The organism is Paraburkholderia sp. WS6 (assembly GCF_030464835.1).
GTDB lineage: Bacteria > Pseudomonadota > Gammaproteobacteria > Burkholderiales > Burkholderiaceae > Paraburkholderia > Paraburkholderia madseniana.
Window position 1 is genome coordinate 71,562 of record NZ_JALQCK010000031.1, and the last position, 13,650, is coordinate 85,211.

Here is a 13,650-nt window from a genome sequence, read left to right on the forward strand (position 1 = left end):
GCTCGCGCAACTCACTCGCTGACCGGTTTGCGGCGCGGGCGGCCCATGCCGGCATAGTCCGGCAGCGCATCGACGGTCTTGCCGATTGCCTTCGCATAGAGCGGCAACATATCCGGCAAACGCTTAATGATGTCCTGACGCCGCGCCGGCGTGTACGGGTGCACGTAGATATAGCCCTGCTCGCGATTGCTGCGAGTCGCCGTGGCCAGCTTGTCCCACAGCGTGACCGCCGCGCGCGGATCGAAGCCGGCGCGCGAGGCGATATCGCTGCCGATCACATCGGCCTCGGTTTCGTCGGTGCCCTCGTACTTCATCTCCAGCAAGCGCGAACCGATGCCGAGCGGCGCGGCACCCAGATCGGCGAGCCCGAAGAGCTGCGGGATCGTGCCGGACGAGTCGAGCTGGCTCGACTGCAGTTCGCCGAGCCGCTCACGTGCATGTTCGCGCAGTGCGTGCGCGATCTCGTGACCGATCAGCATGCCGAGTTCGTTGTCGTTCAAACGCGTGCGGTCGAGTAGGCCGCTATACACCACGATCTTGCCGCCCGGCAGGCAGTACATGCGGATATCGGGCGAGCGCACCACCGCCACATCCCACTTCCAGCCCTTGGCCCGCTCGTTCCATTTCAACGAGTAGGGAATCATCTTGTCGACGATCGAACGCACGCGCGCGACGTGGGCGTCGGTATCGCCGTACAGGCGGTTTGCGTGCTCCGCGCCGTACGTGATCTGGCTGAACTCTTCGGCCGCTTGCGCCTCGAGCATCGGTGACGGGATCAGGTTGCGAAACACGAGGTAGCCGCCGTAGCGCAACTGCGTGTTCGGCGCACTGTAAGTCGGCGGCGTGGGGGTGTTGGCGGCTGCGGCGGGCGACGACGTTGCGGCAGGCGCTTTTGCGGCCGTAGCCGGCGTCGAGGTGGCGGCCGGCGTTTTAGCCGTTACTGGCGTCGGTGGCGCCTGTGTTGAAGCGGGCGGCGTGGCGGCTGCAGGTGCGCTGCCGGCGTTCGTGGCGCTGGTCGCGCCGGCCGCAGCCGGTGTCGCGTTTTCGGGATTTGAAGTGTTCGGTGCCGATTTCGCCGCCGGTGCCGGCGTCGGCGCCGCTGCCGGAGCCGGTGTGGTGGTGGCCGCCGCTGTTGCACTGGAGCCGACCGCAGGCATCGCTGTCGCGTAGGCGCTCAACGGCGCCGCCAACGTCATCAGGCTCGCACAACCGAGCGCCAGCACCGCACGCCGCCCCGCGCGTCCGGCCTTCAGCGAAGACATCCCGAAGGTGTCCGAAACCGGGCGCGCCCCGCGCTTTGACTGACGCACCGTCACGACCGGGTTCTCCAGGGCGCGATGCGCAGCAGAAGCAGCATGCCGGGCAGCCCCAGCGCGGTACACACAATGAAATAGTCGAACCAGCCGATCTTTGCGACCACATAGCCGCTTGCCGCCGATGCCAACGTGCGCGGCACGGAAGCCAAACTCGTGAAAAGTGCGAACTGCGTGGCCGTGTAGCGCGGATCAGTGGTGCTGGCGATATAGGCGACGAAGGCAGACATCGTCAGGCCGGTCGCAAAGGTTTCAAGGCCGTAGACGAGCGCGAGCGCCACCGAGCGCGGATCGAGTTGGACGGTCCAGTCGATGCCGAACACCGAAAGCAGTTTCGTCGTACCCTGGCTCAGCCCAACCGCGATGTCATAGACGACAGCCAATCCAGGCGAGGTTGGGCCAATATGCGCGAGCCACGCGAAGCCGAGCGTCGACACCATCTGCAGGACGCCAAAAATCCACAGTCCACGGCCGATGCCAATACGCATCAGCCAGATCCCGCCGACGATCCCACCCGCGAGACTCGCGCCGAACGCGGTAGTCTTGGCGATCACGCCGATTTGCGTGCGCGAGAAACCGATGTCGAGAAAGAATGACGTCGATAGCGTGGTGGCCATCGTGTCGCCGAGTTTGTACAGAAAGATGAACGCCAGTACAAAGAGCGCGCCGCGCCAACCGTCGCGCTGGATAAATTCGCGGAACGGCAGCACGATCGCATCACGCAGGTTTTTCGGCGGCGCGCCGTGTATCTCAGGCTCGCGCACCACCAGCGTCATGATCATGCCGGGCAGCATGAAGGCGGCGGTGACGATGAAAACGGTGGTCCACGGCAGATGGTCAGACAGAATCAGCGCCAGCGAACCCGGCACCAGTGCGGCAATCTTGTACGCGTTCACATGCACCGCATTGCCGAGACCCTGCTGCGTGTCGCTCAGCAACTCACGCCGGTAGGCGTCGATCACAACGTCCTGGCTCGCGCCGAAGAACGCGACCAGCGCCGTCAAAGCCGCTACCGTCCAGATCGAATCCTTCGGCGACACGAAACCGAGCGTGGCAATCGCACCTGCCACCAGAATCTGCGTGACCAGCATCCAGCCGCGCCGTCTGCCCGGACGCCAGCCCGGAAAACGCGGCACGTAGCGGTCCATCAGGGGCGCCCAGATGAATTTCCAGGTGTACGGGAACTGGATCAGCGCAAAAAGGCCGATTTCCTTCAGATTGACGCCTTCGGAGCGTAGCCACGCCTGCACCAGATAGACGAGCGTGAACAGCGGCAGTCCCGACGTAAAGCCGAGAAAGACGCAGATCAGCATGCGCGTATTCAGGAACGCGCGCCAGCCGGGATGTTCTTCGTGAGCGGTAAGTGCAGGCGCCTCGTGCGGCGGGTTCGACATGTGGATAAGTGGCGTTAGCTTTTCTTGACGCGATAGACCGCAAGACTACCACGCCAGTTCACGCCCCATCGCACCACCTGGCCTTCGTGCAGCACCACGCGGTCGAGTATCTCGATGCCGACTTCCGGCGCCAGCGCCTCGAAATCCTTGATCGTCAGCACCCGCACGTTCGGCGTGTTGTGCCACTGGAAAGGCAGCGACTTCGACACCGGCATGCGGCCCTGCAGCACGGACAGCCGATGCGCCCAGTAGCCGAAATTCGGGAACGAGACGATGCATTCCTTGCCCACCCGCACCGTCTCGCGCAGGATCGCGGCCGTCTGATGAATGGTTTGCAGCGTCTGCGACAGAACCGCAAAATCGAAGCTGCCGTCCTCGAACAGGCGCAGGCCGTCTTCCAGATTCTGCTGGATCACGTTGACGCCGTTCTGCGTCGACGCCAGCACGCCGGCGTCGTTGATTTCGATGCCGTAGCCCTGCACGTCCAGTTCTTCGGTCAGGAGCGACAGCAGTGAGCCGTCGCCGCAACCCAGATCGAGCACGGTGGCGCGCGGTTCAACCCAACGGGCGATCGCGCGGAAGTCCGGGCGCAGCGCCAGATAATCGAGTGCTCGCTGGTTCATGCGTTCACCTCGTTCGCAATACGTTCGTAATAGGCGCGCATCAGGTTGTGATAGCGCGCGTCGTCGAGCAGGAAGGCGTCGTGGCCGTGCGGCGCGTCGATTTCCGCGTACGTCACCGTGCGCTTGTGGTCGAGCAGCGCCTTCACCAGTTCGCGCGAGCGGGCCGGCGCGAAACGCCAGTCGGTCGAGAAACTGGCGATCAGGTACTTCGCCGTGGTGTGCGCGACGGCGGCGGTCAGATCGCCGTCGAAGGCCTTGGCGGGATCGAAATAGTCGAGCGCGCGGGTGATCAGCAGGTACGTGTTCGCGTCGAAGTAGTCGGCGAACTTGTCGCCTTGGTAGCGCAGGTACGACTCCACTTCGAATTCCACGTCGAAGTTGAAGTTGTACGCGTCCACCGCGCCTTCCGCGCGGCGCAACGAGCGGCCGAATTTCTCGGCCATGTCGTCGTCCGACAGATACGTGATGTGGCCGATCATGCGCGCGACGCGCAAGCCCCGCTTCGGCTTCACGTTGTGCGCGTAGTAGTTGCCGCCGTGGAAGTCGGGGTCCGACAGGATCGCCGAGCGTGCTACCTCGTTGAATGCGATGTTCTGCGCGGAGAGCTTCGGTGTGGATGCGACCACGATGCAATGGCCCACGCGCTCCGGATACATCATGCTCCACGCGAGCGCCTGCATTCCGCCGAGGCTGCCGCCCATGACCGCCGCGAAACGCGTGATGCCGAACTCATCGGCGACGCGCGCCTGGGCGTTCACCCAGTCTTCAACCGTGACGACTGGAAAGGTCGCGCCGTACGGATTGCCGGTCGCCGGATCGAGGCTCATCGGCCCGGTCGAGCCGAAGCACGAACCCAGGTTGTTCACGCCGATCACGAAGAACCTGTTGGTGTCGAGCGGCTTGCCCGGGCCAACCATGTTGTCCCACCAGCCGATGTCCTTCAGATTGTCGGCGTACACGCCCGCCACGTGGTGCGACGCGTTGAGCGCGTGGCATACCAGCACGGCATTGCTACGCGCGGCGTTGAGCGTGCCGTAGGTCTCGACCATCAGGTCGTAACCGGCCAGCGAGCTGCCGTTCTGCAGCAGCAGCGGCTCGGTGAAATGCATTTTTTGGGGAGCGACGATACCGATCGATTCCATTCATTCCGCCATTTAACAAATACAGGGCGGCTAGATTGGCGTCGGCGAAGCACGGAGGAGAAACTGTGTGCGCGGCTGACGACCTCTTTAGCCGCATTTATAGTGAACCGCGGGATCGTATGTTCCCGCTGGCTCGCGCGCCCGCAATCGAGTCAGCAAATCGGCGCGTAATAGGTGTTCAGGGTGCTTCGGACAGCGGTCTCAGGTAGTTCGGCGAGCCGCAGTCAGGCGCAAAGTATAGCGGAAAATTTCACGCGGCAGCGTCGCGGGCGGCGCCTTGCCGCTGCGCCTGCCGCGCTGACTACTGAAGAATCAGCAGCAGTTGCGCGTCGGCGTGTTCGGCGGGCGGCCGCGCAAAGCCGCTGCGTACATACCGATGCCAGCGGCCGATGATGTAGCTCAGCAGCAGGCTCGCGCGGATCGCGGGATCGTAGCCGGCGGGCAGCGGGGCAGCGTGTGCATTGGCGCTCAAGCCGGCGTTTTCCGCCGTGCTTGCGTTTGCCTCCATCTGGGCCAGCCGCAAACACTGCTTCAACGACGCCTCGACTCGTTCCAGCATCTGATTGACCCGCTCGGTCAGCCGTTCGTGCTCGCCGACCAGCGCCTCGCAGGTCAGCACGCGCGTCATGCCGGGATTCTTCGCGGGGAAGTTGAGCAGCATCAGGGCGATCGCGCGGGCTTGCAGCACGCCGTTGCTTTCCTTGTCGGCGATCTGGTTGATCAGGCCGAAAATGGTCTGCTCGATGAACTCGATGAGCCCTTCGAACATTTGCGCCTTGCTGGCAAAATGGCGGTACAGCGCGGCTTCCGAGACGCCGAGCCGGGCGGCGAGCGCCGCCGTGGTGATCTTTTCGCTCTTCGGCGCCTCCAGCATCGCGGCAAGCGTCTGCAGGATATGCACGCGGCGCTCGCCCGGCTTCAGGCGCGGCGCACGCGGGGCGCCCGACGGGGCGGGTTCGTGTTCGGCTATGGCTTCGTCCGGCTTGTCGATCGGCTGCATGGCTGTCGCCCCGTCTGCTATCTCTTCAAACGAACCGAGCGGCTGCCCAGTCGTAGCGATTTTAACGAACGAATGCATCGATCGACATAGTGCGGCCGACCGGTGCCCGGCAGACGCGTCGGCACGCCGTCCGCGTGCGGCTTGCGCGGCAGATGGCCGGTGATCCACACGGTGCGGATGCCGAGCCGCCGGTAGTTCTTCAGATGCGAGCGCGTGTCTTCCACGAGGATCACGTCTTTGAGCGAGACGTGCGCGTCGCGCATCGCCTTGCGCAGCATCGAATGGTCGGGTTTGGCGCGCCAGCTGCGGCGATCGCGCATATGCTCGATCGCAATCACCTGTTCGAACAGACGCTCGATGCGCAGTTCCGAGAGCACCGCGCGCGCATAGGCCTCGGGGGCATTGGTCAGCACGATCTTGCGGCCGGGCAGCGATGCGACGAGGCGCGCGACGCCGCGTTCGTGACGGATCATCGAGCCGAGATCGGGAAACGTGTGGACGACTTTCAGGAAGTCGTTCGGGTCAAGGGGATGATGGCGTGCCAGACCGAGCAGCGCCGCGCCATAGCGTTGTGTGTAACCGGTGCGCAGACGGTTGGCCTCGTCGATGTCGACTCCCAGCGAGTCGATGATGTACTGCGTCATGCCCTGATTGATCGCCGGAAAGATCGCGTGCGAGGCGTGGTGCAGCGTGTTGTCGAGATCGAACAGCCAGACCGGACTGCCGCCTGCGATGTGCGGACGACGGCGTCGGGAAGTGGGGGTGCGCATGATGGAGGACGCCGTTCAGGCGCGGACAGTCGCTTCACGCAGCAAACGCGGACGACGCTTCGCGATGCGGAAGGCGATAAAAGAAGGGAGAGCGTTTTTGCGCCAGAGGGCGGCGCGTTGTGTATCGCTTGAAGCAGCGGCAGTGCAACTGCACGGCCCACATGGCACGCCTGATTGGCGTACCGTGTGGGCCGGGTTTGAGGCAGGAATCAATGCGAGCGGATCATCGTGCCGAACGGCTGTTCGGTGAGAATTTCCAGCAGCACCGAGTGCTCGATGCGGCCGTCGATGATGTGTACCGAACGTACACCGCTCTTCGCAGCATCCAGCGCCGACGAGATTTTCGGCAGCATGCCGCCGGAGATCGTGCCGTCTGCGAACAGGCCGTCGATTTCGCGCGCCGACAGATCGGTCAGCAGATTGCCTTCCTTATCCATCACGCCCGGGATGTTGGTCATGATGACCAGCTTTTCGGCGTTCAGCACAACCGCCAGTTTGCCCGCGACCAGATCCGCATTGATGTTGTACGACAGGCCGTCTTCACCGAAGCCGATCGGCGAGATCACCGGAATGAAGGCGTCGTCCTGCAGCGCTTTCACGACCGCGGGATTGATTGCCTCGACTTCGCCGACCTGGCCGATATCCACGTACTGGCCCGGATTGTCGCGATCCGGCATCTGCATCTTGCGCGCGTGGATCAGGCCGCCGTCTTTACCCGTCAGGCCGACCGCGTGGCCGCCGAAATGGTTGATCAGCGTGACGATGTCCTGCTGCACTTCGCCGCCGAGCACCCATTCGACGACTTCCATCGTCTCTTCGTCGGTGACGCGCATGCCCTGAATGAACGTGCCCTGCTTGCCGATTTTTTTCAGCGCCTGGTCGATTTGCGGACCGCCGCCGTGCACGATGACCGGATTGATACCGACCAGTTTCAGCAGAATGACGTCGCGCGCGAAGCCTTGCTTGAGTCGTTCCTCGGTCATGGCGTTGCCGCCGTATTTGATGACCACGGTCTTACCGTGATACTGGCGAATGTAAGGCAGCGCCTCGGCCAGGATTTCAGCCTTCAGGGTGGGCGCGATCTGCGAAAGGTCAGGGATCTCGGACATGGCGGCAGGCTCAGGCACGGAACAGTTAAAACACGGCGAATTGTACAGGACTGGCGCGCTGCAACAGGGTTTTCGATAGCGGCGCCGGTGACGGGCGGCGCCGGCTTTGCGCACTGCGCAATGAGCGGCCCGAAGCGGCGGGCGACAATCAAGCTTACCGCCGTTCAGAACTGCCTGTGAATTGGCCGAACGGCCGACTCACGGCGGCGCGCGAGTCGTGGCATCATTTCCTGATCCAGGCTGAAGCGAGATCATCCGGCACCTCATGAAACCGTCAGCTTCCCGCTCCGCAAGCAGCGCGCTTTGCCCGCGCTGCGGTCATGCATTCGATTGCGCCATGCATGGGGTGCCATTCGACTGCTGGTGCCGTGAGATGCCGGCCCTTCCGGCAGACCGGCTCGATCCATCTGGCCGCTGTCTGTGTCCTGAATGCCTTGCGGCGGAGATTGCGCGAGCCGTGCAGCCGGGTCCGGGAGCCGCTTCAGTTTGAACGCGGCGCGGCCCTGATGGCCGCTTTGCAGTCCATGGCGGCCTATGCCGCGTGGTGCCGGGCCGCAAGCGCGCTCAGATCACGTGCAACAGCTTCCAGCGCCGGATCCCATTGGCTGAACTGCGGCTGCCTGTAGAGCATCGCACTCGGATACCACGGGCTGTCGGGCCGGTCGAGCAGCCAGACCCAATGCGGATTGACGTCGAGCAGCACCCATGTGCGCTGGCCGAGCGCGCCGCTCAGATGCGCCACGGACGTGCAAACCGTGATGACGAGATCGAGCGCGCTGACAAATGCGGCTGTGTCGTCGAAGTTGGAGAATTCGGCGGTGTGGTCCGACATTGGCAGGCCCGCCGCCCGGGCGGCCGCGACATCCGCCCCGGCACCCGGCTGCAGCGAATAGAACGCCACGCCCTGCATGCCGCCGAAATGTTTTGCATAGCGCTCCCAACCTACCCGTCGGAATGGGTTGCGCTGATGGCCAAGGCTGCCGGTCCATGCCAGCCCGACTTTGAGCCTTGTTTCGCCGGCAAGTCTCTGTTGCCACGACGCACGCGCTGCAGCGTCCGCACGCAAATACGGAGTCGCAGCGGGGATCGTCTCCTCGCGCGTGTCGAATATCAAAGGCAGGCTGAGTAACGGGATTTCGTAGTCGAACGGCGGTAAAGATTCGACGCCACCGCCGGCCGAAAAATCGTCCACATGATCGCCGAGGCTGCGGGCGAGCAACGCACCCATCTGCGGAAATGAATTCCAGACGAGACGGCCGCCCTCGCGATGAACGCGCTCGGCCAGCAGCGGGATATAGCGGCTGAACTGCAAGACGTCGCCCATGCCCTGCTCGCCCCACACCAGCAGCGTTCTTCCGGCAAGCGGTTCACCTCGCCAGGTCGGCGCCGGCATTGCCGGACGGTTGCCGCCCAATTCCAACGAGCCATCCCAACGCGCTTCGTGGGCTTGCCAGCCGTGCGCGTAATCGCCGCGCATGAGCTGCAGCATGCTGAGATTGGAGCGCATAGCGGCGTCGTTGGGCGCTAACGCGCAGGCGGTTCTTTCGGCGTGCTCCGCTTCGTCCCAGCGTTGCGCTTCACGCAGCGCCAGCGCATAGTTGTTGTGCGCCAGCGGGCTATGCGGCGCGCATTGCACGGCTTTTGCGCCGGATTCGAGCGCGCGCAGGAGATTCAAATTGGCGCGGCTCGCCTGAGTGAGATTGGTCCATGCGTCGCCGTTGCCGGGTTCGTCATGAACTGCGCTTTCCAGTAGTGCAAGTTGCTCGTTGAGGTCGCCGCCAGTGAGCGCGAGGGCGCCAGCGAGATTGTTGCGCAGCCGCGGCAGTTTCGGATCGATGGCGAGTGCGCGACGATAGGGCTCGATTGCCTCGCTATGCCGGTTTGCCATTTGCAGCGCGTAGCCGAAACGGAAGTGCGCAAGCGCGCGGTGCGGATCGAGTTGGGCAATAATGGCGGCGAGTTCGATCGCGTCGTCATGACGATGTTCTGCGAGCAAAGTGATGACGAGCGAATCGATGGACTCGTCGTCGAGCGGGTGGCGTTGTGCAGCGGCATCGAGCCATCTGGCCTCTGCTTCTGCGGTGCCGGTTTGCCGGGCTGCGGCGGCATGTCGCAGGAAAGTCAGGAAAGCTGATGAGGCAGGGATCTCGCAATCAGAGATTGGCAGCATGGATGAGTTTGGGTGGCGCGAGAACCGATGATGAGCAACCGGCTCGCACAACGCTGTCGCAAAATTCCATGTTACCGACGCAAGACCGTGAGGTAAGTCAGACTAGTCCGAACAGTCAAACTAAAGTCATGCATCGTATAACTAACACCGGCCGCGTCAACCTCGGTCATCTGTTCTGGCTGCGCAGCCTCGCCATCATTGGCCAACTGGTGACGATTGCGTTTGTGCAGACCTTCTTCGGCGTGCACTTGCCGTTGCCCGCGATGTTGCTCGTGATCGCTCTCGAAGTGATCTTCAATGGCCTCACATGGTGGCGTGTCTCGCAGCAGCGGCCTGAGTCCAATCTCGAACTGTTCGGCCAGATCTGGGTCGATCTCGGCGCGTTGTCGGCGCTGCTGTTTCTTTCCGGTGGCACTACCAATCCATTCGTTTCGCTGTACCTGCCATCGCTCGCCATTGCTGCCGCCGTGTTGCCATGGCATCTGATGGCGTGGCTCGCCGCGTTCGCCGTGGCCTGCTACGCCGTGCTTGGCTTCGATTCCGTACCGCTCAATCTCGACAACCCGGCGAACCTGTTCGACTACTTTCGCGCCGGCATGTGGGTGAACTTCATGGTCAGCGTCGGCCTGATTGCGTGGTTCGTCGCACGCATGTCGCGCGCTCTGCGACTACGTGACGCAGCGCTCGGAGATGCGCAGCAGCGTTTGCTTCACGATGAACGCGCCGTCGCGCTCGGTGTGCAGGCCGCCACTGTCGCGCACGAAATCGGCACGCCGCTGTCTACAATTGCAATGTTGTCCGAAGAATTGCGCGACGCCGCGCGAACCGACAAGGGGCTCGCGCCATACAGCGCCGACCTGGATCTGCTCGAACAGCAAATGACGCTGTGTACTTCGGCGCTTGCACGGCTGCGCAGCCGTGCATCGACCGCGACCAACCGGCAAACGGTCAGCGAATGGCTCGAGTCGTTTGGCGAACAATGGCGCTTGCGTCATCCGCATGTGAAGTTCGAACGGATCGGTGTGCCGCCTGAGGGTGTCAGTCTTGACGATACGGTTGCCGTCAGTCAGATTCTTACGATTCTGCTCGACAACGCCGCGCGTGCGAGCCGCGATCACGTCACGCTGTCGTGCACGCTCGCGGCGCGCGGCGACCAGATCGCATTCGAAGTATGCGACGCAGGCCCTGGTATTCCGGCCGCGTTGCGCGGGTCGCTCGGCACGATGCCGGTCGACAGCACACAGGGTGGACACGGCGTGGGCCTGTATCTGGCGTTTTCAGCGGCGGCACGTCTGAAGGGATCGATCGAGCTGGCCGATGTCAGTGAGATCAAGCCGCGTGGCACGCGCGCAGTGTTGAGACTGCCGCTTGCGGCGCGCAAATTATCAGGTGCGGGCCGTCAAGGCACTACGCCATCCAACACGGAGAAACAGGCATGAGCGATATGAATTTTCTGGTGATCGACGACGATGAGGTGTTCTCCGGCATCCTCGCGCGCGGTTTGACGCGGCGCGGTTATACGGTGGCCGAAGCGCACAACGCGGATGAGGCGATCAAGTTGGCGAACCAGCAGAAGTTCAGCCAGATCACGGTAGACCTGCATCTGGGCAATGATTCCGGTCTCACGCTCGTCGCTCCCCTGCGTGATTTGCAGCCTGACGCGCGCATGCTGGTGTTGACCGGTTATGCCAGCATCGCCACGGCGGTGCAGGCTGTGAAGGACGGCGCCGATAACTACCTGGCGAAACCCGCTAACGTGGAGACGATCTTGTCGGCGCTGCAAAGCGAAGCGAGCGCGCTGCAAGCTGAAGAGGCGATTGAGCATCCCACGCCGTTGTCGGTTGCGCGTCTGGAGTGGGAACATATTCAACGCGTGCTCGCGGAGCACGGCGGCAATATTTCGGCTACTGCGCGCGCGTTGAACATGCATCGTCGAACGCTGCAGCGGAAATTGGCGAAGCGGCCGGTCAAGCAGTAAGTGCTGGGGCCTGCTCGCGTTTGCGGGCCGGAAAACAAAACGGGCTGCCTTTCACAAGACAGCCCGTTTTTTTACGCCTCACACATGATCGGCTGCGCGCGAGGCGCGCGGCTTTGACGCGGCGTTAGTATCGACATCGACATCGACATCGACGTCTACATCAGCATCACAGCACGTAGCGCGACAGATCCTCATCTTCCGCCACTTCGTTCAGCGCGCGATCGACATACGCCGCGTCGATCTGCACCGTCTTGCCCGAATGATTGCCGGCTGCGAACGAGACATCTTCAAGCAGTTTTTCGATCACCGTATACAGACGGCGTGCGCCGATGTTTTCGGTCTTCTCGTTGACCGAGTACGCGATTTCGGCCATGCGGCGAATGCCGTCGTCGGCGAATTCGAGGTGCACGTCTTCGGTGGCCAGCAATGCCTGGTATTGCTTCACGAGGCTCGCGTCGGTCGACACCAGAATCGATTCGAAATCGCCCACCGACAGCGAATCCAGTTCGACCCGAATCGGGAAGCGGCCTTGCAGTTCCGGAATCAGATCGCTCGGCTTGGCCAGATGAAACGCGCCACTCGCGATGAACAGAATGTGGTCGGTCTTCACCATGCCGTACTTGGTGTTGATCGTGGTGCCTTCGACGAGCGGCAGCAGATCGCGCTGCACGCCCTGACGCGACACTTCGCCACCGCCTGCTTCATTGCGCGATGCGATCTTGTCGATTTCGTCGAGGAACACGATACCGTTCTGCTCGACGTTCTGCACCGCTTTGGCTTTCACCTCTTCGTCGTTGAGCATCTTGCCGGCTTCTTCGTCGGTGAGGACCTTCAGCGCTTCCTTCACCTTCAGCTTGCGGCGCGTTTTCTTGCCGCCGCCGATGTTCGCGAACATCGAACGGATCTGCTCGGTCATGTCTTCCATGCCCGGCGGCCCCATGATGTCCATGCCGACTTGCGGTTGTTCGACGTCGAGTTCGATTTCCTTATCGTCGAGCAGACCTTCGCGCAGGCGCTTGCGGAAGGTCTGGCGCGTGGTGCTGCCTTCGTCGGCGGTATCCGCCGCGCTCGAACTCGCACCGAAACCGACCGGGCGGGCGCTCGGCAACAGAATGTCCAGAATGCGATCTTCAGCCTGATCTTCAGCCTTGGTCCGCACTTTGCGCATTTCCGTTTCGCGCGTCTGCTTGATTGAGATCTCCATCAGATCGCGCACGATGCTGTCGACGTCGCGGCCTACGTAACCGACTTCGGTGAATTTGGTGGCTTCGATCTTGATGAACGGTGCGTCGGCCAGTTTCGCCAGACGTCGCGCGATTTCGGTTTTACCGACGCCAGTCGGTCCGATCATCAAAATGTTCTTCGGCGTGATTTCCTGACGCAGCGGGTCTTCAACCTGCTGACGGCGCCAGCGGTTGCGCAACGCCACGGCAACCGCTTTCTTCGCGCGGCCTTGGCCGATGATGTGTTTGTCGAGTTCCGAGACGATCTCGGCAGGGGTCATAGTGCTCATCGTGGGTCCTTACTCGATCGTCTCGATGACGCGGTTATGGTTCGTATAGATGCACATGTCGCCGGCAATCTCCAGCGACTTCTCCACGATCTCGCGGGGCGACAGCTCGGTGTTGTCAACGAGCGCCTTGGCCGCGGCTTGCGCGTAAGCGCCGCCCGAACCGATCGCGCAGATGCCGCCTTCCGGATCGAGCACGTCGCCGTTACCGGTAATGACGAGGGTGGTGGTGGCGTCCGCCGCGATCAGCATCGCTTCAAGGCGGCGCAGCATGCGGTCGGTGCGCCAGTCTTTGGCGAGTTCGACGGCGGCGCGGGTCAGATTGCCCTGATGTTTTTCCAGCTTCGCTTCGAAGCGGTCGAGCAGCGAGAAAGCGTCGGCCGTGCCGCCGGCGAAGCCGACCATCACCTTGCCGTTATAGATGCGCCGGACTTTCTTCGCACCGCCTTTCATGACGATGTTGCCCAGTGTCACCTGGCCGTCGCCGCCAAGCGCGACCTTGTCGCCGCGGCGCACGGAAACGATCGTTGTGCCGTGAAATTGCTCCATATGCGTTCCTCTTTGCAAAACGGGTAGGACACGGCAGCACAAGGTAATGCACCACCGCATGAATCCTGGAAGCGGACGGCGCGCAACGCTGA

Annotated in this window: 13 protein-coding genes; 3 read left to right on the forward strand and 10 right to left on the reverse strand. The window is 62.7% G+C overall.

The window, feature by feature from the left end; genetic code table 11:
• Nucleotides 1-11 precede the first annotated feature (11 nt).
• The 7 genes from M0D64_RS30195 to argB all read right to left on the reverse strand — a co-directional run bounded on the left by M0D64_RS30195 (nucleotide 12) and on the right by argB (nucleotide 7,351).
• A complete protein-coding gene (locus tag M0D64_RS30195; protein ID WP_171925215.1) occupies nucleotides 12-1,262 on the reverse strand; it encodes a M48 family metallopeptidase in 1,251 nt (416 codons plus the stop codon).
• 50 nt (nucleotides 1,263-1,312) lie between these two features.
• A complete protein-coding gene (locus M0D64_RS30200; protein ID WP_266260464.1) occupies nucleotides 1,313-2,707 on the reverse strand; it encodes an AmpG family muropeptide MFS transporter in 1,395 nt (464 codons plus the stop codon).
• Between the two features lie 14 nt (nucleotides 2,708-2,721).
• Nucleotides 2,722-3,330 (reverse strand): methionine biosynthesis protein MetW, encoded by a 609-nt coding sequence (gene metW / locus M0D64_RS30205; protein WP_054037137.1) that lies wholly within the window; start codon nucleotides 3,328-3,330, stop codon nucleotides 2,722-2,724.
• Nucleotides 3,327-4,472: a homoserine O-acetyltransferase gene (locus M0D64_RS30210; RefSeq protein WP_171925213.1), complete on the reverse strand. Its 1,146-nt coding sequence runs from the start codon at nucleotides 4,470-4,472 to the stop codon at nucleotides 3,327-3,329. The genes metW and M0D64_RS30210 overlap by 4 nt, the downstream gene beginning before the upstream one ends.
• Nucleotides 4,473-4,773: 301 nt before the next feature.
• Nucleotides 4,774-5,472: a nucleoid occlusion factor SlmA gene (slmA, locus tag M0D64_RS30215; RefSeq protein ID WP_266260465.1), complete on the reverse strand. Its 699-nt coding sequence runs from the start codon at nucleotides 5,470-5,472 to the stop codon at nucleotides 4,774-4,776.
• Between the two features lie 17 nt (nucleotides 5,473-5,489).
• On the reverse strand, nucleotides 5,490-6,242 hold the full coding sequence (locus M0D64_RS30220; protein ID WP_266260466.1) for a pyrimidine 5'-nucleotidase: 753 nt from the start codon (nucleotides 6,240-6,242) through the stop codon (nucleotides 5,490-5,492).
• A gap of 209 nt (nucleotides 6,243-6,451) precedes the next feature.
• Nucleotides 6,452-7,351 (reverse strand): acetylglutamate kinase, encoded by a 900-nt coding sequence (argB, locus tag M0D64_RS30225; RefSeq protein WP_063494482.1) that lies wholly within the window; start codon nucleotides 7,349-7,351, stop codon nucleotides 6,452-6,454.
• 265 nt (nucleotides 7,352-7,616) lie between these two features.
• Here argB and M0D64_RS30230 point away from each other — a divergent pair, with 265 nt between their 5' ends.
• The gene (locus tag M0D64_RS30230; RefSeq protein ID WP_266260467.1) at nucleotides 7,617-7,841 is read left to right on the forward strand and encodes a cysteine-rich CWC family protein; all 225 of its coding nucleotides are present in this window, start codon (nucleotides 7,617-7,619) and stop codon (nucleotides 7,839-7,841) included.
• Nucleotides 7,842-7,883: 42 nt separating this feature from the next.
• Here the strand turns inward: M0D64_RS30230 and M0D64_RS30235 are convergent, their stop codons facing one another.
• Entirely contained in the window at nucleotides 7,884-9,521 is a 1,638-nt protein-coding gene (locus M0D64_RS30235; RefSeq protein WP_266260468.1) for a tetratricopeptide repeat protein, read from the reverse strand.
• A gap of 128 nt (nucleotides 9,522-9,649) precedes the next feature.
• Here M0D64_RS30235 and M0D64_RS30240 point away from each other — a divergent pair, with 128 nt between their 5' ends.
• Both M0D64_RS30240 and M0D64_RS30245 read left to right on the forward strand, forming a co-directional pair.
• Nucleotides 9,650-10,960 (forward strand): ATP-binding protein, encoded by a 1,311-nt coding sequence (locus M0D64_RS30240; protein ID WP_266260469.1) that lies wholly within the window; start codon nucleotides 9,650-9,652, stop codon nucleotides 10,958-10,960.
• Nucleotides 10,957-11,499, forward strand: a complete 543-nt coding sequence (locus tag M0D64_RS30245) for a response regulator transcription factor (RefSeq protein WP_028197735.1) — start codon at nucleotides 10,957-10,959, stop codon at nucleotides 11,497-11,499. Before M0D64_RS30240 ends, M0D64_RS30245 begins: the two co-directional genes overlap by 4 nt.
• A 166-nt stretch (nucleotides 11,500-11,665) precedes the next feature.
• Here the strand turns inward: M0D64_RS30245 and hslU are convergent, their stop codons facing one another.
• Entirely contained in the window at nucleotides 11,666-13,012 is a 1,347-nt protein-coding gene (hslU, locus tag M0D64_RS30250) for an ATP-dependent protease ATPase subunit HslU (protein ID WP_154559686.1), read from the reverse strand.
• Nucleotides 13,013-13,021: 9 nt separating this feature from the next.
• Nucleotides 13,022-13,558 carry an ATP-dependent protease subunit HslV gene (hslV, locus tag M0D64_RS30255; protein ID WP_028197737.1) on the reverse strand — a complete coding sequence of 179 codons (537 nt, stop codon included), beginning with the start codon at nucleotides 13,556-13,558 and terminating at the stop codon, nucleotides 13,022-13,024.
• Nucleotides 13,559-13,650 lie beyond the last annotated feature (92 nt).